A 20271-nucleotide genomic window follows, 5' to 3' on the forward strand; every position below is an offset into this window, starting at 1 on the left:
GGTCAAGGAGTCCACTCGGTCGTGCACGATCACTTAGCCATCGTCGGCTGTCCAGCTCGGCACAGAGCGGCATCACAGTCGACCAGGAAAGAACTCTGCATGAGCGCCCCGTTGCCCAGGACTACGGTGTCGGCCATGCGGGAGGTGGAGTACGAGAGCCACGGCTGTCCGTTGGAGGACTACCAGCTCACCCGCGGTGATCACCGACAGCAGGAGCAGTCGGAGAACATCGAACGTTGGGTGGAGAAGGTGCTCGCTGCGAAGGAGGCCGAAGAACGGGCAGACCCTGTGCTCGCAGCAGGTCGCCGCGCAGCCGCAGACAGGGCACTGGACATGCTGCGCAACTTCAAGACCGCTGAGCGCGAGATCATGCGGTGGCGCGTACGGCTCTATTGCGGCCACATCGTTGAGACTCGGCGGCATTGCGAGAATCGCAAGCCCACGCTGCACGGTTCGTCATCAATGCAGTGCCCGGAGTGCGGGAAGGACCCATCAGCGATCGTGGCCTTCGAACCGATCGGGCTGGCCGGAGAACCGCGGTCCCCTGTGAAGCCAGCACCTTCTTCGCGGCCGAAGAGGCTGACCCGTACGGAGCTTGAGCGGCGAGTAGCCGCATTGGAGAAGGAGATCGAGCGCCTCCGCGCGCAGGGAAGCGGAGAGTAGCTTCCCTGCGGGCGGAGGCGTCAACGGGCGTGGCGCCCGTGGGTGTACTGCAGGAGACCCGCCCTGGCCACAGGGCTCGTGCCGCGGGGGACGGCAGGCTCGTCCGTGGCCAGGGCGGGGGCTTAACCGTGGCGGAGGAACCGGCTCTGGCCGCGGTTCCTGCCAGTACGTCGGCCCGAGGTTGGTCTTGGGGCGGTGGGCTCGTACAGCCGGTCAGAGTGAGTCGGTTCATCCCTGCTGAGTAGCGACTCCCAGACGCGTGCTTGGAGCTCGCGGATGCAGGGTCCGCATGCATACATGGGCGCCTGGGCGCCGGCGACGCTCGCGGGGCCGATCCACAGGACGCGTGTCCAGCGCTGGCCGCAGTAGAGCCAGCAGAACCCGTCGACCCATTCGTTGCCGTCGTCCGTGGCCGCTGGGGCGGGTAGTCCCCCTCGGGCGAATTCTGCGATCCCGGGGATCACCCTGTGCTGTAAGGCGATTTCCGTCAGCATGGTTCGGACGCTTCCCCGATTAGGCTCCCTGGGCCGCCGAGGAAGCCTTCTCCTGCTTCTCGCCATCGGAGAACAGCAGGGTGGGCTCGGCGAGGATGTCGCGGCCGGCCTCGCTCTTGTAGATCTCGTCGACGCTGCCGAACCGGGCCTGGGAGTAGTCAAGCCCCAAGAGATCGGCGGCCTGTCGGACGGACGCTTCGTCGGGCCCTTCGATCTCCAGGAACGTGGGGAGGTCGGGCCAGGTGTCGAAGTCGAAGGCGACCTCTCCCAGACGCCACTCCTCGCGGTAGTTCTCCTGGTAGCGGACCTCGGTGAGGCCGACTCGGCGGAGGATGTCGGCCATGGCGTGCAGGTCGGCGACCTCGGTCTCGATCTCCTTGGTGCCGTCGATCGTCGTGGCATCAGTGACCTGCTTGAGCGTGAGCGTCGAGCGGGTGCCTTCGTCTCGCAGACGGAGCCACGCCCCGCCGTCGAGGGAGTCGTTCTCGAAGATCTTGCGGGTGAGGAGGGTGCGGGGGAGCGCCTGGACGGCACCGAGGGCAGACAGCTTGGCCTGCAGGTCGGCGACGTCGACGGCCAGGAACTTCGCCTCGTACTCGTGCTTCATGGATCCTTCTCTCAGAGACGGTCGGTGTGGGCGGACGAACGGGCCGCCAGGAGCAGGCCCATGCGATGGATGTGGTCGTGTGGCTGGCCGATGTGGGGCCGCTCAATGAACTCGTTCGTGCGCAGGGTGAGCAGCACGTCCCAGTCGCCGAGGAAGTGACGGTGCAGGCGTTCGGGAGAGGTGTAGTGCTCCACCATGTGGTGGCGCTGTTCCACGGGCATCATGAACTCCGCACCGAACACACCGCCCGGGCGGACCAGGCGCTGCATGCGGTCGACGAACTCGGCGAGAGGGCGGTGGTGGTTGGCACTGTAGTGCCACGAGCAGCTCGTCCAGACCGCCTCGCACGGCACGTCCAGAGGTTCCCCCGCAAGGAAGTCCTCTTCGATCACCTGCACACGGGCCCGGAGTTCCTCCAGCTTGAGCCGGTCGATCAATCCCATGGCGTGTACGTCGATGCCGCCCGGGAGGCGGACCTCACCTCCGTGCACGGCGAGCGCGTCGCGTTCGATGGCCACTACGCGGTACCCAGCCGCGGCCAGGGGCAGGACGAACTTGCCGTCGCTTGCACCGACGACCGCGACCGTGGCATCAGGAGCAACGCGTTCCTGCAGGGTCGCGAGGAACTGCGGAAAGAAGGTGAGGGTGTGCTCCCACAGGCTCTGTGTCTGCATGGGAGTGCGCTCCTTGCGTATCGGTGGCGGTGATCACGCGGAGGACTTCTTCAGGGGTGAGCCCCGTGGTGTCGATGCGTTGCATCGGGAACGAGGCGTAAGCATCCGTCACTTGGTCCGTGACGGGCTCCGTCAGCGCGTCCCATCGCGATGTCGGCTTGTTCCGTGATGCGAGGCGGCGCCGGCGTTCGTTGTCAGCGCATACGAGGTAGTAGGTGACGGGTGTCGGCAGCCAGGCCGGCAGAGTGACGCCGAGCCGGGCGCCCAGGGCCCGGTGGCTGGTGAGGCACCGGGCGAAGTAGCTCTCCACGACCACCGGAACGCCGCTTCTGAGGTGGCGCTGGATCTCTTCGGCTGCCGTGAACAGTGCCGAGAGGTAGAGGCACATCCGGGCTTCGACGTTCGTCCGCCTGTCCACCTCGCGCCGGAGGGGCTGGTAGAAGGCGGGCACGGTGGGAACGAGGACGGCTTGACGGGCAGCCGCGAGCATCGGAGCGATCGTCGACTTTCCAGTGCCCCGTAAGCCTTCCAGGCTTTCGAATCTCGGTTGGTCAGGCACGGGCGTACACCACGTCCGGTACGGGGAGCGTGAGCTCGTCGGTGGCGGAGGGCCTGTGGACGATGCGGTTCGCGGCCTTCTCGTACCAGAAGGCGTGGGAGTCCTTGCCCACCGCCTTGCAGGACATGGTGAGCGCACCGCGCGGGTCGGCCTCGATCCGGTCGATCTCGCGAGGCCCGCCGGGCGGAGCGCAGACCTCTGGTACGCCGTGCTCGGAGAGGTCCTCGTCGACGATCACCTCAAGCGGCAGCCTGGTCTGCGCGAGTTCTTCGCGGAGCCGGCCGTAGGCGGTCGTGTCTGTGACCAGCAGCTCGGGGTGGTCGGCGGCATTGCCTACCGGCCGCAGGTGGTGGAGCTTCAGTTGCCGGACTCCGAGCTGCCCGAGGATGCTGGCGAGGGGAAGGACCTCGCCGATGTTCTGAGAGGTCACGGTCATGGTCGCGCCCGTCGGGACACCGAGGTCCCGTGCCAGGCTGAGTGAGCTGAGGGCGCTCTGGTAGCTGCCGCGCTTGCGGATGCCGTCGTTGGTCGAGCCGACACCCTCAAGGGAGACCCGGAGCAGGTCCAGGTGCGGAGCGATCTCGGTCAGGCGGCGCTCGATCCGGTATCCGTTGGTGCAGATCTCGACGCGCTGGCCCAGTTCCTGCTTGGCGTGGCGGACGACCTGCGGGAGCTCCCGGTGGACGAACGGTTCCCCGCCGAGGAGGGTGACGGCCTCCGTGCCGTATTCGTCTCGCATCAGGGTGAGGAGACTGACGGCTTCCTCGGCGGTGAAGGCGTCGGCGTACTGAAGTCGCTTGCCGTGGAAGCAGTGCAGGCACGTGAAGTTGCAGCGGTAGAGCAGCTGCAGGTACAGCATCCGGATCTTCCTGATCCCGGTGACTTCCTCGATCACATGGGCTCCTTCGGCTGACTGCCTGGTGGGAACCCCGATGGTGGCGGTCTGCCAGGGGACCTCGTCACCGCGTTCGGGGACGGTCCGAGGACGTCCTGGGACGTTTTACGCGTCCGCGAAGGACTCCAGGATTCCGAGAACCCGCCTGGTGTCCGACAGGTCGGGGAGGATGTCGTAGGCGCCGGCAGCGGCCAGCTCCTCGGCACTGTGGACACCAGAGGCGACCGCAAGGATTGCGGAACCAGTGGCGAGGGCGGCTTCCACGTCGCGGGGGGTGTCTCCCACCAGGACGACGGGCACATCGGCCGCAACGCCACGGAGCTGCTGTATGCGTTCACGCGCGACCGCGACAAGTTGGGGACGGAGCTCGGCGTCTGCTCCGTAGGCGCCAGCAGACAGATCCAACAGCGAGTCGAGGCCGAAAGCGGAAAGCTTCACCTGAGCGTTGGCGGCGATGTTGCCGGTCAGGACAGAGGAGACCCAACCACTTCGTGCGGCAGCGGCCTTCAGCGCCTCGTGAACCCCTGGCAACGCCGTCCCGCGCAGGCGCAGATCATCAAGGCGGCCATGCCCAGCTTGCGCGAGGGCGGCCTCGATGACGGACCAGTCCGGTACAGGTAGCCCGTCGCGAAGGAACATGTCGCGCATGATGAGTCGATCCGTGCGCCCCTCGGTACGCGCCGGCTCCGACGGTTCGCGTCCCGCGAGTGATGAGAAGGCGGCAGCGTAGATCTCCTTGCTGACCCCCGCGTTCTCGATCAGGGTGTGGTCGATGTCCCACAGGACGATGAGCTCCATGGCGCCAGGGTAGGCAGTCCCTTCGGAGCTCTGCTTCCGTGACAACGTCCCATAACGTCCTTGCGCGATCATGCATGGGGCCGCTTCCATGGCTCCTGTGAACGACCGACTGCACTCTGTGCTCGCGCAGCGCGGCGTCTCGCCCGAATCGCTCGCGGAAGTCTGCGAGGTGGACCCCAAGACGGTGAGCCGGTGGCTGGGAGGGCGTGTTCCACACGCACGGCATCGCTTCCGCGTCGCCCGCCACCTGCGCGTGGAAGAGGCCTTCCTTTGGCCGGCGTCGCCTCGACGGCCCGGCCGAGCGCGTGACGGGTTAGGCACCGAACTGGTCGGCACTTATCAGAACCGGGCCAGTGTGCCGCGGGACGTCTGGCTCTCGCTGCTGCGCGAAGCCCAGCACGAGATCGGTGTCCTCGTCTTCTCCGGCACGTTCTTCGCGCAGTCCAATCCGCACGTAGCCAAGATGCTCTCCGAGCGCGCGGCGGAGGGGGTCCGGGTGCGCCTGTGCTTCGGTGACCCGGACGGTCAGGCCGTCGCGATCCGAGGCCGCGAAGAGGGAATCGGCGACACTCTTGCCGCCAAGATCCGAGCATCACTGACGTACTACCGACCCCTGCTGGGCGAGGCCGGGTGTGCCGTACGCCTCCACGACACCACGCTCTACACGTCCATGTTCCGCTACGACGACAACCTCCTGGTCAACCCCCACATCTGGGGGCAGCCGGCCAGCGCCAACCCCCTGCTCCACCTCAAGAGGACTGAAGGCACTGGGTGGTTCGACAGTTACGCTCAGAGCTTCGATGCCGTCTGGGCCGCCGCGCGGTCGTGGACACCCGACCACGAGAGGACCACCGCCCATGGGCAGGACTGAGTACTACAACGACCCGGCCGCCCCGAAGGCAAACACGCTTATCCCGGCCAGCAACCTGCTCGTCGTCGACGAGACCGGGGCCATCCTTCTCCAGCGCCGCCGTGACACCGGCCAGTGGGCGCTTCCCGGAGGCGCGCAGGACATCGGCGAGACCGCGGCTGAGTGCGCGGTACGCGAGTGCCTGGAAGAGACCGGCATCATCGCCGAGGTCACCGGCTTCCTCGGCGTCTACACCAACCCGAACCACATCGTCGCCTACAGCGACGGAGAGATCCGCCAGCAGTACGAGAACACGTACATCGGCCGCCCCATCGGCGGAGCTCCCACGATCAACGACGAGGCTGACGGGGTGCGCTTCGTCCAGCCGGCCGACCTCGACCAGTACGACATCCACCCGAGCATGCGCCAGCAGATCGGGGACTACCTGGCCGGCACCTATCCCTACCTCGGCTGAGCCGCCAGCGCTGCCTCGACCCTTTGCACAGAAGAGAGGATCTCAGGGGCCGCACGGCGGATGAACCGGCCGACCACACTGTCCGCGCCATACCGACTGGTGATCTCCGCGATCCGCTCCCGCGCACTGGTTGGGGCACCGTCGGGAGTCGTCGTCATGTCGCAGTACACGAGAGCGTCCACCAGCAACGGCTCCTCCAGCAATGGAAACTCCGACGCCAACTCGTCCCGCAGCCCGCGCTCCTCAGCCTCCAGCAGGGCAAAAGAGTGGTTCGCGACCAGCCGCACCAGCCGCTCGTCGGCCCCATCCTCGTCGCGAAGGAACCTGGCCCCGTCCAGCGGGTGGAACCCGGTCACGGCCAGCCGAGGTGCGTACCCGATGTCGTGCAGGGTGGCGGCAGCGACGAGAAGAGCGCTGTGCTCCCCGAGAAGCCCCCGGACTTCGGTGGCGCGCTCGGCCACTCCTTGCGTATGGGCCCACCTCCGGGGAAGCTCAGCGGCGAGCTCGGATTCGGCTACCTCCGTCGCCCACTTCGTGATCAGATCGGCCATGTCTGGCTTGATGCCCCCAAGGTCTCTCGAACACACCACGGCGCCCCCACCAAGCAGCACCAAACTAGGTCGAGTCGGCAGCGAGTGTCAGCGCTCCACGCCAGGATCCTCCTATGCACATCGACTTGGAGCGCATAGCCGCGATCCAGCGGTCGGTCATCGGAGCTGTGTTACTCGTTGCCATAGTGATGGTGACGTACCGATCGCTTGCCTGGGTCGCGCGTCGGATCCGCCGGATACAAGAGTGGTGGTCGGCCTGGAACGCGAGGGTTGCCGATCGGGACATAGCGCCGACAGCTCAGGCGCTCCAACCGCTTGGTTTGGCAGACCTGCCGATCCATGATCTCCGTGAGGCTGGCCGGAAGACCGCCGGATCCGTAAAACTCCGCTATCAACTGCTCACCTTCGCAGTCAGCATGGGGGCCTTCGACCTGTTGATCGCCGTGATCAAAACCATCGACACTCAGCGGGTGCAACCGGACCTGAGGCCACCGGCGCTGATGCTCGCTGGTGTGACGTTGCCCCTCCTGATGTGGGCCGCCCGGCGTGGCAAGGCCATCGTGGGTTACAGATTCCTGCTCTCGATCATGGCTGCCATCGAGGCGTGCGAGGCTGTGGCCAGCGCGGATACGAGCGCCAGGCATCAGGCGCTTCGGCATCTGGATGACACGTGCTCCATCGTTCGGCGGTCGCTTCTGCGGGTCCACCGGATCTCGAACAGCGTCAGGCGTGGATCTCCCCGGCAGCGCAGCACAAAGCGTCACGCCGCCCTCGTAGTGGCAAAACTGCAGCTTGCCGAGGCGCAGGTTGACACCAAGGGCATTGGTGGGCTCCGCAGTCTGGCCGCGCTGCTCGCCAAGATCGGCAACAGCTACGCTGCCGGAAACGCTGGCAGGCTTCTGCCAGAGCAGAGGCTTCGAGGCACGGTTCCGGTGGCCAACCGAGAAGGGCTTCGGCTGGTTGCCGTGGTCTCCGCTCCAGTAGCAGCGGTTTGCCTGGCCGTTCTGACGGGGCTTCCCTCAGGAGTCGAGACCGTCTTGGCGGCCGCTGTAGCTGTGGTGGCTGCTGCGGCCGCATACGGGCCGCGGGTCGCAATCGCCAAAGCGGCCGAGATCATGAGCATTTTGAAGCAGTAGTACTGCGCTCATTGGTACTGAACGCGCTGCTCAGCAGGTTCTTTTTGCGTGAGCGATGCGTGAGCGGACGATGCGGCACGAGCTGTCACGAGCCACACCGCCCGTCACGGCGCACATGCCCTGACCAGGTGGTTCCGGACCCCGAAGCACGGCCCGGAACCACCCGGCAAGCCTTGGCCAGGACTTTTAATCCATTGGTTGTGGGTTCGAGTCCCACAGGGCCTACGGCTGCGGGAGAGGGGAAACCCCCTCTGACCTGCTACGCAGCGCCCGGGTCGGCTTCGGTCGGCTCGGGCGCTGCTTCGTCTTCGGCCGCGTGCGTGAGCGGGTGTGCACCAGGGGCGCGCATTTCCACGCGCATACGGATGACACGCAGGGCGCTACTCGCTCCTCAGCGCCACCGCGGTCCTCGCCTTTGCGGCCCACCCCGCGGGCAACAGCGCTCCCGCCGTGGCGATCACCAGGCCGCCCAACACCAGCACGACGAGTATCGGCAGCGAGTACACAGTCATGTCCGCCGCCGGGATCGCCGTGCCCGCGGCGCGGCCCATCATCGGCAGCACCCACTTGTGCAGGGCCACGCCGACCGGCACACCGACCGCTGCCGCCACCACGCCGATCCCGGCCACCGAGGTGAGCACCATGGCCACGGTCTGCCGCGGCGACATACCGAGCGCCTTGAACACCCCGAAGTCGTGGACGCGTTCGCGGGTGTCCAGCACCACCGTGTTGAGGACGCCCAGCCCGGCCACTGCGACCAGCATCAGGGTGAACATGGTCACCAGTGCGTCGATGGCGATGATGGTCGGGTTGACCCTGTTCCCGGTCGGGAGCACCAGGATGCCCGGCGGCTGCAGGGCGCTGCCGAGCGAGGCCGCGTAGGCCGCGGCGTCGATGCCGGGCTTCAGGTCGATGTCGAACTGCACGAGCTCCGAAGGGATTTTGAGGTCGAGCCCGGCCAGGGAGGAGCTGTCGGTCAGCATGGTCATGCCGCCCTCGCGGACGTCCAGGTCCTCGCCGACGATCCGGACCGGCGCGCGGCGGCCGCCCGCCGTGAGGGTGACGGTGTCACCGACGTGCGTCCCGGTGGCCCGTAGGAAGCCGTAGGGGACCACCGCCTGGCCGGGGCCGTGGAACCAGGTCCCGGAGATCATCTGGTAGGCGCCCCACGAGGAATCGCCCTGATAGGCGGTCACACGGGTGGAACCGGCGAGTCCGGCCACGCCGACCTGGGCCTGCTCGGTACTGAAGTACCTACGGGTGCCGGGCTGCGCGGCGATCTTCGCGGCGATCAGCGCCGGATCGATCGTGTCGCGGGAGCCCTTCCCGGTTATGGGCGCGACGTCCTGGACCGTCACTGCGCCCGCGTCCCTGCGGCCCAGTCCGTCCTGGACGCCGTTCACCGAGATCGCCAGGCCGGTCCCGAAGGTCACCCCGACGGTGCCGAAGACGACGGCCGCCGCCACCGTCGCCGAACGGGCGGGCCGGGCGAAGGGGCCCGCCAGCCCCAGACTCAGCGCGCGCGGCAGCGGCAACCTGCCGAGCAGCCGTCGGACCGCCCGGCCACGGTGGGCCAGTGGCGTCCGGCCCACGGCGATCGCCTCGACCGTGCGCAGCCTCCCGGCCCGTAGCGCGGGGGCCAGCGCCGTCGCCCCGACCACGGCCAGTGCGCCGGCCGGGACGGCCAGATCGATCCACGGCGCGACGGTCGACGAGCCGGCGCCATAGGCGCGCTGGGCGTCGCCCAGGGCCGGGACCGCCATCAGATTGCCGAGCACGACACCGAGAGCGGTGCCGACCGAGGCGGGGATCAGCGCCTGGGCGACGTAGGCGCGGACCACCTGTGCCGGGGTGAAGCCCAGGGACTTCAGGATGCCGATGCGCCTGGTCGCGGAGCCGACCGCGCCGCTGACCACGGTGCCGATGACCAGCACCGACATGACCAGGCCGAGCACCCCGAAGGCGATCACGAAGGGGACGAAGGTCGCCTCGGTGCGGTCCGCGGACCGTTCGGTCTGCAGATAGGAGGAGGCCCCGGTCAGCGACCTGGGGGCCACAGCGGTCTCGACCGCCTTGCGGTCGGCGGCGACCTGGGCGTCGGTGGCGGCGCTGTGGAAGCGGTAGAGCATCTGCAGGCCGGGCCTGCTGCCCGGGGCGGTCAGGGCCGCGAGCTGCGCCGGGGAGACCCAGGCGTCCGCGGTCGCGGTCACCGACCGGGCCAGCCCCACGACGGTCAGCACCGGCTTGCCCGGCAGGTCGGGGAAGGACATCCGGTCGCCCACACCCAGCGGCGTGTTCTGGTCGCTGAGCACGATCTGCCCGCTGCCCGTGGCCCAGTGGCCCGCGGTGAGGGACAGGTCGTCGACCGCTCCACCGGTGTCCGCCCGGCCGACCACGCTCATCTCGGGCATGACGCCGCCCACCGGCATCCGCGACTTGTTGGCGCCGATCCGCGGGGACAGCGACCGCACCGGGTAGGGCCCCGCGGCGGCGGTCACGCCGTCGAGGTGCGCCGTCGCCGCCACCTGCGCGGGGGCCTCGGCCGGGTCGAACCAGGCCGTCAGATGCGCGCCGCGCTGCTTGGCGAAGGCGTGCTCGAACGGCGCCCGGGAGGCCACCAGCAGCCCGGTCGCCAGCACCGCCGCGGCCACCGCCATCGTCGTGGTCAGCACCATCACCAGGGTCTGTATCCGGCGTCGGCCGACCCCGGCGCGGACCACTTTGCCGAGCGCGCTCATCCGGCGACCGCCCGCAGGACGTCGCGCGCGATCCGGCCGTCGACCAGCTCGACGGTGCGGGTCGCGCAGGAAGCGGCGAGGGCGGTGTCATGGGTGACCAGCACGATCGTCTGCCCCTCCTGGTTCAGCTCGGCCAGCAGGTCCCTGACCTCCGCCGCAGAGGCGCTGTCCAGCGCACCGGTCGGCTCGTCGGCCAGCAGCAGGTGCGGACGGTTCATCAGGGCCCTTGCCACTGCGACCCGTTGACGCTCTCCGCCGGAGAGGCGGCCGGGGAAGGCGCGGGCGTGCCGGGCGATGCCCAGGCGCCCCAGCAACTCGGCCGCCCGGTGGCGGGCCAGGGCGCGCGGCCGGCCCGCGAGCTGGGCCGGCAGCAGGACGTTGTCCTCCACGGTCAGGTCGTCCAGCAGGTTGAAGAACTGGAAGACCATCCCGATCCGTTCCCTGCGGTACTTCGCCAGTGCGGCCTCGCCCAGCCGGTCCAGGCGAAGTCCGCCCACGGCCACGGTGCCCTCGGACGGCCGGTCCAGCCCGGCGATCATGTTGAGCAGGGTGGACTTGCCGCTGCCCGAGGGCCCGAGCACCGCCAGTGCCTCGCCGGCGTTCACCTCCAGGTCCACACCCGCCAGCGCCGGGCGTTCTTCGTCGTACTTCTTGCTCACGTCGCGGATCTCGATGATCGGCGCGGTCACGGGTCCTCCACGGGTCGGGGGGAAACGGCCGGGGCGCCGCTCGTGCGGCGCTCTCCTCAATGCCGTCGAAGAAGCGATGCCATCGAAGAGGCGATGCCATCGAAGAGGCGATGCCATCGAAGAGGCGATGCCGCCCAAGAGGCGATGCCGCCGAAGAAGCGATGCCACCGAAGAAGCTAGGAACAGACCGGAGTTCGCCGACACGGGGCTGAGCGGGCTCTTGGAGGTGTAGCTGGCTACATCCCGGTTTCGGGGCTCAGGACGCATGCCGGCCGATCCTGCCGCCCCGCACACTGGTCCGGACCGACAGGGGAGGAGAACGGACGTGAGCCGTAGTGCGATCACCCCGGGCAGGTGGCCCCGAGGGCGGGCCCGGACGCAGCCGCCCGCGCGGCGGGGTGCGGAGGAGCTGGAACCGGAGCCTTCGCGGGTCGGCAGCGGAGTCCTGGCGGCGGTCCGGCTGCTCGCGATCTGGGGCGTCAGCCTGCTGGGGGCCGCGGCGCTGTTGGCTGTTCCAGGGCTGATGCTGGTCAACCAGCTCACCGTGGGACAGCCGTTCGAACCGTCGATGGCCGTGATGACGAGCAGCGTCGGCAAGGACAGGTACGGACTGTGGCTGCTGACGATCCTCACCCTGGTCCCCTGCGCGGTACTGGGGGTGCGCGGGCTGGTCCGCAGCAGTGGCGCCGATCAGGACGGCAAGGCCGCCCAGGGTGCGGGCGGGGCGGCGCTGCTCGTACCCCCGGTCCTGACGCTGGCCGCTCTGGCGGTCCACAGCGGGCCGCTGCCCGGCGGTGACCACGGCGTCGTCTGGCTCAGTCTGCCGCTGCTCCCGTGCAGCGTGCTGGGCATGCGCTGGGTGGCAGGACTGCATCGGAGGATGGCGGGTTCGTGGAGCGGGGTGCCCGTCCCGGTGCCCTACCGTGCCGCGCCCGCACCCGCCACCGGGGACCGACTGCGATGGCCGGCGCGATGGGGACGAGCGTGGCTGTGGACGCGCTGGGTGTTGACCGACCCGGCGACCTGGCGTGACCTGCTGTGGACCTCCTTCACCGGAGGTGTGGGCTGTGTCCTCGCCGCACTGGCCGCCGCTCCCGTCTACGTGGCGGTGCAGCTGCTGAGCACGTTCCTCAGTTCCGCCACGGTGAATCCCGCCAACGTGCACGTGTTCCTGGTCGTGCTCACGGTGACGACGGCGCTGCTGGTGGTGCTGCCGTTCGTGCTGTGGGCCGCGCCCCGGCTGATGCTCGGGTACGGCCGGTCGGCCCGCTATCTGCTGGGCCCGAGCCGGCAGGAGGAGCTGGCGCAGCGCGTCGACCACCTGGCCCAGACCCGGTCCGACACCCTCGACGCCGGGGCTGCCGAGATGCGCCGGATCGAACGCGACCTGCACGACGGCGCGCAGGCCCGGCTGGTGGCCATGGGCATGGCCCTGGACACGGCGCAGCACCTGGTGGTCAGCAACCCCGAGGCCGCGCGGACCCTGCTGGCCGAGGTCAAGGAGTCCTCGGCAAAGGCGCTCGCCGAACTGCGCGATCTGGTCCGAGGCATCCACCCGCCGGTGCTGGCCGACCGGGGCCTGGCCGATGCGGTCCACGCGCTCGCCCTGGACCTGCCGCACCAGGTGCACTTCACTGCCGAGCTGCCGGGCCGGGTGCCGGCTCCGGTGGAGTCGGCGGCTTATTTCGCGGTGAGCGAGCTGCTGGCCAATGTGACCAAGCATGCCGAGGCCCGCCAGATCTGGATCGAGATCGGCCATGACGGCGCCCCTGGAATGGGTACGCTACGGATCACCCTCACCGACGACGGCCGGGGCGGGGCCGATCCGGCCGACGGCACCGGCCTGCGCGGTGTCGAGCGCCGCCTCGCCGCCTTCGACGGCATACTCGCCGTCAGCAGCCCGCCCGGCGGTCCGACCATCGTGAACATGGAGATCCCGTGCGCGTTGTCATCGCCGAAGACCTCTTCCTCCTGAGGGACGGCCTGACGCGCCTGCTGGAGGCACACGGATTCGAGGTGGCGGCCGCCGTCGACAACGGACCCGACCTGCTGGCCGCGGTGGCGGCCGAGAGACCGGACGCGGCGATCGTGGACGTACGGCTGCCGCCGACCTTCACCGACGAGGGCCTGCGTGCCGCGCTGGAGGCCCGACGGCTCTCCCCGGGGCTTGCGGTGTTGGTGCTCTCGCAGTATGTCGAGCAGTTGTACGCCCGCGAATTGCTTGCCGCGGGCCAAGGCGGCACCGGCTACCTGCTCAAGGACCGGGTGATGGACGGTGGCCAGTTCGTCGACGCGGTACGGCGCGTGGCGACGGGCGGTACCGCGATGGACCCCGAGGTGATCGCCCGTCTGCTGGCCCACAACTCGGCCGACGACGCGGTGGCCGCGCTCACGCCCCGCGAGCTGGAGGTGCTCTCGCTGATGGCGGAGGGGCGCTCGAACGCGGCCATCGCGCAGCAACTGGTGATCACTGAGCGGTCGGTGTCCAAACACACGGCCTCGATCTTCACGCGGCTCGGCCTGCAGCCCTCCGACGACGACAACCGGCGCGTCCTCGCGGTGCTGGCGTACCTCAACCGCTGAGCGATCCTGGGGGCGCAGCCATCACGCCGTTGTGTCCGGGCCGAACGGTGAGGGCACGAACTTGTGGCCGTCGAGCTGTCATGAGGAGGATCGCCGTACCGGGCCAGTAGGTTGGGCGGATGCCCACGCATCCGGTGATCCTGCTGCTGTCGGGGAGCTTGAGGTCCGGCTCCACCAACGAGTCCGTACTGCGCACCGCGCAGGCCGTGGCACCCTGAACTCCGCGCGGGCGGCGCTCGCGGCCTGCACGCCGTGCAGGGCCGCCACCACCTCGCCGGCCAGGATCCGCTGAGGTCGGGTCGATGCCGTACTTGACGACCAACGGCCGCCCCGCCGCCCGCGCGGTCTCGATCCGCTCGACCAGCGCCGACGCGGAGGGGATCAGGTTGACCGAGCGCCCCTCGATCAGCGTGGCCTGCTCCTGGGGAGTCGGATCGGACAGGTCCGGGGAGCGCCGGGCGGTCGTCTCGTCGAGCAGCCGGGCGACCGTACGGTCCGCGGCCAGGTCCGCTTCTCCGAGGAGGTGCAGGACACGGCTGACGGACTCGCTCAGGCGGCTCATGACGAGAGGCGCTCCCGATCGGAGGGGATCGACCGGTATGGCTGGAGGCCGCAACGTATCAGCGGCGTACGGCACTTTCACCGGAATTTGTCCGGGGCGCCACCCACACTGCCCGGCCCGGCGGGCCGGGCAGTGGTGGGTCAGCCCGCCGTCAGTTCCGTGAGGGGCAGCGTGTGCTGCGTGTGGACCACCTTCGCGCGTAGATAGCGCACGTTCTGGGCCGTGGTGAAGACACCCGTGGGGACGCGGTGGGTGACCGTGAGGCCCAGGGCGCGGAGCTGGCCCGCCTTGTCCGGGTTGTTGGAGAGCAGGTCCAGGCTGTCGATGCCGAGGGCGCGGAGCATCTGCGCGGCGGCGGTGTAGTCGCGGGCGTCCTCCGGCAGGCCGAGCGCGGCGTTCGCCTCGTAGGTGTCCAGGCCCTGGTCCTGGAGGGCGTAGGCGTCGAGCTTGTTGTAGAGGCCGATGCCGCGGCCCTCCTGGCGGAGGTAGAGCAGGATGCCGCCCTGGTCGGCGATGCGCTCCACCGCCTCGCGCAGCTGGGGGCCGCAGTCGCAGCGGGCCGAGCCGAAGACGTCGCCGGTCAGGCACTCGGAGTGCAGGCGAACCAGTGGCGGGCGGTCGGTGGCGGGCTCGCCGAGGATCACGGCCACGTGCTCCTGGCCGTCGGCCAGGCCGTGGAAGGTGACCAGGTCGGCGGTGACCGTGTAGCCGTCGCCGAAGCGGAGCGGGACCGTCACGCGGGTGCGGACCGTGGCGGTGGGGAGGTCGGTCGTCTGGCTGCTGTCACTGCCGGCAGTGGATGCCGTGGCGTTGCGTGGGTCGCGCATGTCTGTCGTCTTTCTCCGATCCGGCGGGTTGCGGGTGCGGAGGGTGCGCCCCATGCTTCAGATTTGAAGCACAACCTCGGTCGGAGACTCTAACCCTGCTTTAATGTTCAAGCAACCTCATTTGGTGGTTACGCCGAGGACGAACGCCGGCGCCACGGCAGCTCGCCGCACGTGGGCCGCTCCTCGTCTCCCTGGAGCGCCTCGGTGATCCGGTCGGAGATCGCCTCCAGCTGGGCCACCTGTTCCGGCGTGAGGTGGTCGAAGACGGCTGCGCGGACCGTCTCGACATGGCCCGGCGCCGTACGCTCCAGAAGTGCCATGCCCGCGTCCGTGAGGACCGCGATGCTGCCGCGCTTGTCGGTCGGGCACCCCTCCCGGCGGACGATGCCGTCCTTCTCCAGGCGGGTGACGACGTAGGTCAGCCGGCTGCGCGTGATCTTCGTCGCCTCGGCGAGGTCGGTCATCCGCAACTGGTGGCCGGGCGCGTCGGAGAGATGGGCCAGGACGGAGTAGTACAGGTGCGGCATGCCGGCCTCCTGCTGGAGCTGCCGGTCGATCGTGTCCTCCAGGAGCCACGACGCGGCGAGGTAGGAGCGCCAGGCGCGCTCCTCCTCCGGGGTGAGCCAGCGGGTCGTCATACTGGCAGTGTAGTTACTGTTTAAAAGTTGAACCAAGCTGGCCGAGTCGAACCAAGCTGAGCGAGTCGAAGCAAGCTGAGCGAGTCGAAGCAAGCCGGCCGAGTCGAAGCAAGCTGAGCGAGTCGAACTAAGCAGGCCCGAGCACAGGAGCGCCCCCATGGCCCACCCCTACGTCCTGTTGTCCGCCGCCGTCTCCCTCGACGGCTTCCTGGACGACACCGGGCCCGAGCGGCTCCTGCTGTCCGGACCCGAGGACTTCGACCGGGTCGACGAGGTGCGGGCGGACAGCGACGCGATCCTGGTCGGCGCGGGGACGCTGCGCACCGACAATCCGCGGTTGCTGGTCAACTCGGCCGAACGGCGGGCGGCCCGGGTGGCCGCCGGGCTGCCGGAGTACCCGCTGAAGGTCACGGTCAGCGCGTCGGGGGACCTCGATCCCGATGCCCGTTTCTGGCACACAGGCGGCGCGAAGACCGTCTATACGACGGACAAGGGCGCGGAGCGGCTGCACGGGCTGCTGCCGGCGGGCGTGGAGGTGGTCGCGCTCGGCCCGGACGTGGAGTGGCGGGCCGTGCTCGGCCATCTGGGCGAGGTCAAGGGCGTGCGGCGGCTGATGGTCGAGGGCGGCGGGCGCGTCCACACGCAGCTGCTGCAGCAGGGGCTCGCGGACGAGCTGCAGCTCGTGGTCGCCCCGCTGTTCGTGGGGGAGGCGGAGGCGCCGCGGATGTTCGGGCCGGGGGCGTACCCGCCCGGGCGTATGCGGCTGGTGGAGACGCGGCCGGTCGGGGACGTCGTGCTGATGCGCTACGTGCCCACGGCGCCCGGCACCGGGCAGCGCGCCTCCGCCGCGGACCGGCGGTGGCTGGAGACGGCCTGCGAGCTGGCCGCGCAGTGCCCGCCGTCCGAGACGGCCTTCAGCGTGGGGGCGGTGATCGTCGCGGCCGACGGTACGGAGCTGGCGCGGGGGCACTCCCGGGAGGGCGGCGACCCCGTGGTCCATGCGGAGGAGGCGGCGCTGGCGAAGCTCGGCCCGGCGGATCCGCGGCTGGCCGGCGCAACGGTGTACAGCAGCCTGGAACCGTGCGCCCGCCGCGCCTCCCGGCCCGCACCGTGCGCCCGGCTGATCCTGGACGCCGGGGTACGACGGGTGGTCACGGCCTGGCGTGAACCGGACACGTTCGTGCAGTCGGCCGACGGCAACGCGCTGCTGGCGGCTGCGGGGGTGGACGTGCTGCTCCTTCCGGAGTACGAGGCCTGTGCGATGGCCCCGAACGCCCATCTGCTGCCCCCGGCGACCCGCTCCTGACGGCACCGTGGGGGCACCGTGAGTGCATGACCCCGTGGCCGTGAAAGGGTCGGTGGAGGCCGGAAAACGCTGGTGAGGGGCCATGGGCGTAAAACCGGTGTGCTCCGTGTCGCGCGCATGGCGTACACTGGTTTCACCGACGCGGGGTGGAGCAGCTCGGTAGCTCGCTGGGCTCATAACCCAGAGGTCGCAGGTTCAAATCCTGTCCCCGCTACTGATGGCCGAGGGCCGGAATCCGAAAGGGTTCCGGCCCTCGGTTTTTCCTTGCCCCCCGGTACCCCGCGCCCCGGCATCCCTGGTTCCCGGCGTTCAACCGCCCGTTCGTGTCACCGTTGCATACGCCGATCGGCCCTCAGCGGTCGCCTCCCGCCGTCCCCGCGGGAAAGCCTGGACGGGTGGTGCAGCAAGCAGGCGCGTGGCGGTCGCAGGAGCCGTACGACCAGGAGGACGACGGCCGTGACCGGTCCGGCGGCCGACTGCCCGGCGACCCGGTGGCCGACCTCGGTGTGGGAGACGCCACACCGCCGATGCCCGTCGGGTCCGAGACCCGCCGGATCTCGTACGCGCGCGCGTTCCTGCGTGCCCTGCCCGCGCTGCTCGTCGTCGCGGGCGCCTGCCACGACTACTTCACCCCGTCCGACTTCAGGGCGGGTCCCCTCTTCACCGCCGCCCCCCTGGTGGCCGCACCGCTCTACTCGCTGCCCGGCACCGTTCTCACCGGCGTGGCCGCCGTCGTCGCCGTCCTCGCGGTCCACCTCGGGCTCGGCATCCTCGGGCAGGCCGACGCGGTCACCGAGGTGATCACCATCGTCACCGTCGCCGTGCTGGCCGTCCTGGTCAACGTGCTCGTCCGCCGCAACGACGAACGCCTCGCCTCCGCCCATGAGATCGCCGAGGCTGCCCAGCGCGCCGTGCTGCCCGAACCCGCCGGACGGATCGGCGGGTTCGACATCGCCGCCCGGTACGAGGCGGCACAGGCGGGCGCCTTCATCGGCGGCGACCTGTACGCCGTGCAGGACTCCCCGCACGGCGTCCGGCTCGTCGTCGGGGACGTGCGCGGGAAGGGAATGGGGGCGGTGGCCGCCGTCGCCGTCGTCATCGGCGCCTTCCGGGAGGCCGCGGAACAGGAGTCCACGCTGGAGGCCGTCGCCCAGCGCCTGGAGCGGGCGTTGTTGCGCGAGGGCACCCGGCGCGACCGGATCGACGCGTTCGAGGGGTTCACCACCGCGGTGCTCGCCGAGATCCCGCACGGCGGCGGACGCGTCCGCATCGTCAGCCGAGGCCACCCCGCACCGCTGCTGCTGCACCCGGACGGCACCCTGAGCGAGCTGGCGCCCCCCGAGCCCGCGCTGCCGCTGGGTATGGGCGACCTCGGCATATGGCCCGACCGGGCGAAGGAGTGGGACTTCCCGCCCGGGGCGACGCTGCTCTTCTTCACCGACGGCGTCTCGGAGGCACGCGATGCGCACGGCGAGTTCTACGACCCCGCAGGCCGCCTCGTCGGCCGCGTCTTCCCCGGGCCCGCCGCACTCCTGGCCGCCGTCACCGAGGAGGTCGCCCGCCACACCGGCGGCCGTGCCACGGACGACATGGCCGTGCTGGCCGTACGCCGCCCCGAGCACCCGTCGCCGTCGTCACGCCAGGTGATCATCTGACGCCCCTCCGCTCAACAACTGACATACTGTCAATATCTGTGAGACTCCTGAGGTGGGAGCAACTCGCCCGTTTTCTGCCGTTCATGGCGTGAAAGTCCTGGCCAGGGGCGTTAATGATCTAGGTCGAACGGCTTGGAATCCGGCCCCCGCGTCTATTAACGTTCGATAACGCAGCGCGGTCGTCCCAGCCGTCACAAGAGGCGGCTCCGTGCGCGTGTGCCGAATCCCGCAAGGGAGCCGGGGAACCACCACCTTGGGGTGAATCGAGCGGATGCCGCCGTGGAAGCACGGCAGGTATACGCGCGTAGGAGACCTTCCTGCTCCGAACCCGTCAGCTAACCCGGTAGGCGAGAAGGAAGGAAAGGAGTGCGCCCACGTGGCGTCCAACCCGCCTGCCCAGAGCACCTCGTTCGCCCCGAACGGAACTCAGACGTTCGGTTTCGCACCTGGCACCGACGAGGGCCCCTGGGAGGAGTGGAACCCCACCGAGGAGTCGCTCCGCCCCGTCCGCGGCCGGCACCGCGTCACCAAGCAGCGCGGAGGCGGACTCGCGCGCAGCTCCACCGTTCTGGGCGTCGGCGTGATGGCCGCCGTCGGCGCGGGCGGCATGGCCACCGCGCAGTCGGGCAAGCCTCCGGTGTCCATATCCCTGCCGGACCTCTCCTCGCTCACGCACTCGGCCAAGGCGCTCATCGGCGAGGACGCCGGCGCCCCCAAGGGCTCCGCCACCCCGCTCAGCGCCGCGGGCGTGACCACCGCCGACGCCGCCGCGGGCAACTCCGGCGCGGGCGAGGCGCTGCGCGCCCGCATCATCGAGCAGGCCGCCTCCCAGCAGGACCGGATCGACAAGGCCGCCGCGCAGGCCGCTGAGGACGCCGCCGCGAAGAAGGCCGCCGAGGCCGCGGCCAAGGCGCAGGAGGACGCGAAGGCCAAGGCCGCCGCCGACAAGAAGCAGGCGGAGGAGGAGGCCAAGCAGAAGGCCGAGGCGGCACGGCTGGCCGAGCTGGCCAAGCAGTACACGCTGCCGACGTCCTCGTACACGCTGACCTCCCGCTTCGGTGACGCCGGTGCCATGTGGTCCTCCGGCTACCACACCGGTCTCGACTTCGCCGCGCCCACGGGCACGCTCATCAAGGCGATCCACAGCGGCACCATCACGCAGGCGGGCTGGGCCGGCTCGTACGGCTACCGCACGGTCCTCACCCTCGACGACGGCACCGAGCTGTGGTTCTGCCACCAGTCGTCGATCAGCGTCAGCGTGGGGCAGAAGGTGTCCACGGGCGACGTCATCGGCCGCGTGGGCGCGACCGGCAACGTGACCGGGCCGCATCTGCACCTGGAGGTCCACCCGAACGGCGGCGCCGCCATCGACCCGATGGCGTGGCTGCAGGGCAAGGGCCTCAACCCCTGACACCTCTTCTCATCCGAACCCCGGCGGCCCTGGCGCACACCCCCCGACGCCAGGGCTGTCGGCTTGGCGCCCTGAACCGGAATTCTGGAATCTGCTTGTTTACGGGGACTTTGCGGCTGTTCCGGAAGATATCGATCCGGCCCGGGCGTTGAAGAAGAGC

The 20271-nt window shown here is 69.8% G+C and carries 19 protein-coding genes, 2 tRNA genes and 1 riboswitch; of the genes, 11 read left to right on the forward strand and 10 right to left on the reverse strand.

Features of this window, described 5'->3' with window-relative positions; all coding sequences use genetic code 11:
* Positions 1–135 precede the first annotated feature (135 nt).
* Entirely contained in the window at positions 136–663 is a 528-nt protein-coding gene (locus ABT186_RS33940; RefSeq protein ID WP_263230759.1) for a hypothetical protein, read from the forward strand.
* Between the two features lie 513 nt (positions 664–1176).
* Here ABT186_RS33940 and ABT186_RS33945 read toward each other — a convergent pair.
* The 4 genes from ABT186_RS33945 to ABT186_RS33960 all read right to left on the reverse strand — a co-directional run bounded on the left by ABT186_RS33945 (position 1177) and on the right by ABT186_RS33960 (position 4690).
* Entirely contained in the window at positions 1177–1764 is a 588-nt protein-coding gene (locus ABT186_RS33945) for a class IV adenylate cyclase (protein ID WP_263230758.1), read from the reverse strand.
* Between the two features lie 11 nt (positions 1765–1775).
* Positions 1776–2438: a class I SAM-dependent methyltransferase gene (locus tag ABT186_RS33950; RefSeq protein WP_263230757.1), complete on the reverse strand. Its 663-nt coding sequence runs from the start codon at positions 2436–2438 to the stop codon at positions 1776–1778.
* A 551-nt stretch (positions 2439–2989) separates the two neighbouring features.
* Positions 2990–3892, reverse strand: a complete 903-nt coding sequence (locus tag ABT186_RS33955; RefSeq protein ID WP_351928355.1) for a radical SAM protein — start codon at positions 3890–3892, stop codon at positions 2990–2992.
* A gap of 105 nt (positions 3893–3997) precedes the next feature.
* Positions 3998–4690, reverse strand: a complete 693-nt coding sequence (locus ABT186_RS33960) for an HAD family hydrolase (RefSeq protein WP_351928357.1) — start codon at positions 4688–4690, stop codon at positions 3998–4000.
* A 97-nt stretch (positions 4691–4787) separates the two neighbouring features.
* Between ABT186_RS33960 and ABT186_RS33965 the strand changes: the two genes are divergently transcribed.
* Both ABT186_RS33965 and ABT186_RS33970 read left to right on the forward strand, forming a co-directional pair.
* Complete coding sequence (locus ABT186_RS33965) at positions 4788–5561, forward strand: helix-turn-helix transcriptional regulator (RefSeq protein WP_351928377.1); 774 nt, start codon at positions 4788–4790, stop codon at positions 5559–5561.
* Positions 5548–6015: an NUDIX hydrolase gene (locus tag ABT186_RS33970; protein ID WP_351928359.1), complete on the forward strand. Its 468-nt coding sequence runs from the start codon at positions 5548–5550 to the stop codon at positions 6013–6015. The genes ABT186_RS33965 and ABT186_RS33970 overlap by 14 nt, the downstream gene beginning before the upstream one ends.
* Here the strand turns inward: ABT186_RS33970 and ABT186_RS33975 are convergent.
* Positions 6003–6566 (reverse strand): HD domain-containing protein, encoded by a 564-nt coding sequence (locus tag ABT186_RS33975; protein WP_351928361.1) that lies wholly within the window; start codon positions 6564–6566, stop codon positions 6003–6005. The genes ABT186_RS33970 and ABT186_RS33975 overlap by 13 nt on opposite strands.
* Positions 6567–6679: 113 nt before the next feature.
* Here ABT186_RS33975 and ABT186_RS33980 point away from each other — a divergent pair, with 113 nt between their 5' ends.
* Complete coding sequence (locus ABT186_RS33980) at positions 6680–7702, forward strand: hypothetical protein (RefSeq protein ID WP_263230752.1); 1023 nt, start codon at positions 6680–6682, stop codon at positions 7700–7702.
* A 150-nt stretch (positions 7703–7852) separates the two neighbouring features.
* A tRNA-Lys gene (locus tag ABT186_RS33985) sits at positions 7853–7926 on the forward strand.
* A gap of 156 nt (positions 7927–8082) precedes the next feature.
* Here ABT186_RS33985 and ABT186_RS33990 read toward each other — a convergent pair.
* Both ABT186_RS33990 and ABT186_RS33995 read right to left on the reverse strand, forming a co-directional pair.
* Positions 8083–10440 carry an ABC transporter permease gene (locus ABT186_RS33990; protein ID WP_351928363.1) on the reverse strand — a complete coding sequence of 786 codons (2358 nt, stop codon included), beginning with the start codon at positions 10438–10440 and terminating at the stop codon, positions 8083–8085.
* Positions 10437–11129, reverse strand: a complete 693-nt coding sequence (locus ABT186_RS33995) for an ABC transporter ATP-binding protein (RefSeq protein WP_351229212.1) — start codon at positions 11127–11129, stop codon at positions 10437–10439. Before ABT186_RS33995 ends, ABT186_RS33990 begins: the two co-directional genes overlap by 4 nt.
* Before the next feature lie 325 nt (positions 11130–11454).
* Here ABT186_RS33995 and ABT186_RS34000 point away from each other — a divergent pair, with 325 nt between their 5' ends.
* A complete protein-coding gene (locus tag ABT186_RS34000; RefSeq protein ID WP_351928365.1) occupies positions 11455–13104 on the forward strand; it encodes a sensor histidine kinase in 1650 nt (549 codons plus the stop codon).
* The gene (locus ABT186_RS34005; protein WP_351229208.1) at positions 13068–13712 is read left to right on the forward strand and encodes a response regulator transcription factor; all 645 of its coding nucleotides are present in this window, start codon (positions 13068–13070) and stop codon (positions 13710–13712) included. The genes ABT186_RS34000 and ABT186_RS34005 overlap by 37 nt, the downstream gene beginning before the upstream one ends.
* Here the strand turns inward: ABT186_RS34005 and ABT186_RS34010 are convergent.
* The 3 genes from ABT186_RS34010 to ABT186_RS34020 all read right to left on the reverse strand — a co-directional run bounded on the left by ABT186_RS34010 (position 13702) and on the right by ABT186_RS34020 (position 15739).
* Positions 13702–14274 (reverse strand): hypothetical protein, encoded by a 573-nt coding sequence (locus ABT186_RS34010; protein ID WP_351928367.1) that lies wholly within the window; start codon positions 14272–14274, stop codon positions 13702–13704. The two genes, ABT186_RS34005 and ABT186_RS34010, sit on opposite strands and share 11 nt — an antisense overlap.
* A gap of 140 nt (positions 14275–14414) precedes the next feature.
* On the reverse strand, positions 14415–15101 hold the full coding sequence (locus ABT186_RS34015) for a GTP cyclohydrolase II (protein WP_351229204.1): 687 nt from the start codon (positions 15099–15101) through the stop codon (positions 14415–14417).
* 128 nt (positions 15102–15229) lie between these two features.
* Positions 15230–15739 carry a MarR family winged helix-turn-helix transcriptional regulator gene (locus ABT186_RS34020; RefSeq protein WP_351229202.1) on the reverse strand — a complete coding sequence of 170 codons (510 nt, stop codon included), beginning with the start codon at positions 15737–15739 and terminating at the stop codon, positions 15230–15232.
* Between the two features lie 157 nt (positions 15740–15896).
* On the opposite strand from ABT186_RS34020, the gene ABT186_RS34025 reads away from it, so the two are divergent.
* From ABT186_RS34025 to ABT186_RS34040, 4 genes are all read left to right on the forward strand, one after another.
* Positions 15897–17045 carry a dihydrofolate reductase family protein gene (locus tag ABT186_RS34025; protein WP_351928369.1) on the forward strand — a complete coding sequence of 383 codons (1149 nt, stop codon included), beginning with the start codon at positions 15897–15899 and terminating at the stop codon, positions 17043–17045.
* A gap of 140 nt (positions 17046–17185) precedes the next feature.
* Positions 17186–17259, forward strand: a tRNA-Met gene (locus tag ABT186_RS34030).
* 313 nt (positions 17260–17572) lie between these two features.
* On the forward strand, positions 17573–18700 hold the full coding sequence (locus tag ABT186_RS34035) for a PP2C family protein-serine/threonine phosphatase (protein ID WP_351229224.1): 1128 nt from the start codon (positions 17573–17575) through the stop codon (positions 18698–18700).
* A 207-nt stretch (positions 18701–18907) separates the two neighbouring features.
* Positions 18908–19065, forward strand: a riboswitch (cyclic di-AMP (ydaO/yuaA leader).
* A gap of 11 nt (positions 19066–19076) precedes the next feature.
* The gene (locus ABT186_RS34040; protein WP_351229198.1) at positions 19077–20111 is read left to right on the forward strand and encodes a M23 family metallopeptidase; all 1035 of its coding nucleotides are present in this window, start codon (positions 19077–19079) and stop codon (positions 20109–20111) included.
* The last annotated feature ends 160 nt before the right edge of the window (positions 20112–20271 follow it).

The sequence above is a fragment of the Streptomyces sp. NPDC001634 genome (assembly GCF_040298185.1).
Classification (GTDB): domain Bacteria; phylum Actinomycetota; class Actinomycetes; order Streptomycetales; family Streptomycetaceae; genus Streptomyces.

Coding starts and splice junctions, on each gene's coding strand:
- ABT186_RS33945 (WP_263230758.1), bottom strand. CDS start 1,764: ATGAAGCACGAGTACGAGGCGAAGTTCCTGGCCGTCGACGTCGCCGAC.
- ABT186_RS33975 (WP_351928361.1), bottom strand. CDS start 6,566: ATGGCCGATCTGATCACGAAGTGGGCGACGGAGGTAGCCGAATCCGAG.
- ABT186_RS34035 (WP_351229224.1), top strand. CDS start 17,573: ATGCCCGTCGGGTCCGAGACCCGCCGGATCTCGTACGCGCGCGCGTTC.
- ABT186_RS34015 (WP_351229204.1), bottom strand. CDS start 15,101: ATGCGCGACCCACGCAACGCCACGGCATCCACTGCCGGCAGTGACAGC.
- ABT186_RS33980 (WP_263230752.1), top strand. CDS start 6,680: ATGCACATCGACTTGGAGCGCATAGCCGCGATCCAGCGGTCGGTCATC.
- ABT186_RS33990 (WP_351928363.1), bottom strand. CDS start 10,440: ATGAGCGCGCTCGGCAAAGTGGTCCGCGCCGGGGTCGGCCGACGCCGG.
- ABT186_RS33940 (WP_263230759.1), top strand. CDS start 136: ATGCGGGAGGTGGAGTACGAGAGCCACGGCTGTCCGTTGGAGGACTAC.
- ABT186_RS34010 (WP_351928367.1), bottom strand. CDS start 14,274: ATGAGCCGCCTGAGCGAGTCCGTCAGCCGTGTCCTGCACCTCCTCGGA.
- ABT186_RS33970 (WP_351928359.1), top strand. CDS start 5,548: ATGGGCAGGACTGAGTACTACAACGACCCGGCCGCCCCGAAGGCAAAC.
- ABT186_RS34020 (WP_351229202.1), bottom strand. CDS start 15,739: ATGACGACCCGCTGGCTCACCCCGGAGGAGGAGCGCGCCTGGCGCTCC.
- ABT186_RS33950 (WP_263230757.1), bottom strand. CDS start 2,438: ATGCAGACACAGAGCCTGTGGGAGCACACCCTCACCTTCTTTCCGCAG.
- ABT186_RS34025 (WP_351928369.1), top strand. CDS start 15,897: ATGGCCCACCCCTACGTCCTGTTGTCCGCCGCCGTCTCCCTCGACGGC.
- ABT186_RS33960 (WP_351928357.1), bottom strand. CDS start 4,690: ATGGAGCTCATCGTCCTGTGGGACATCGACCACACCCTGATCGAGAAC.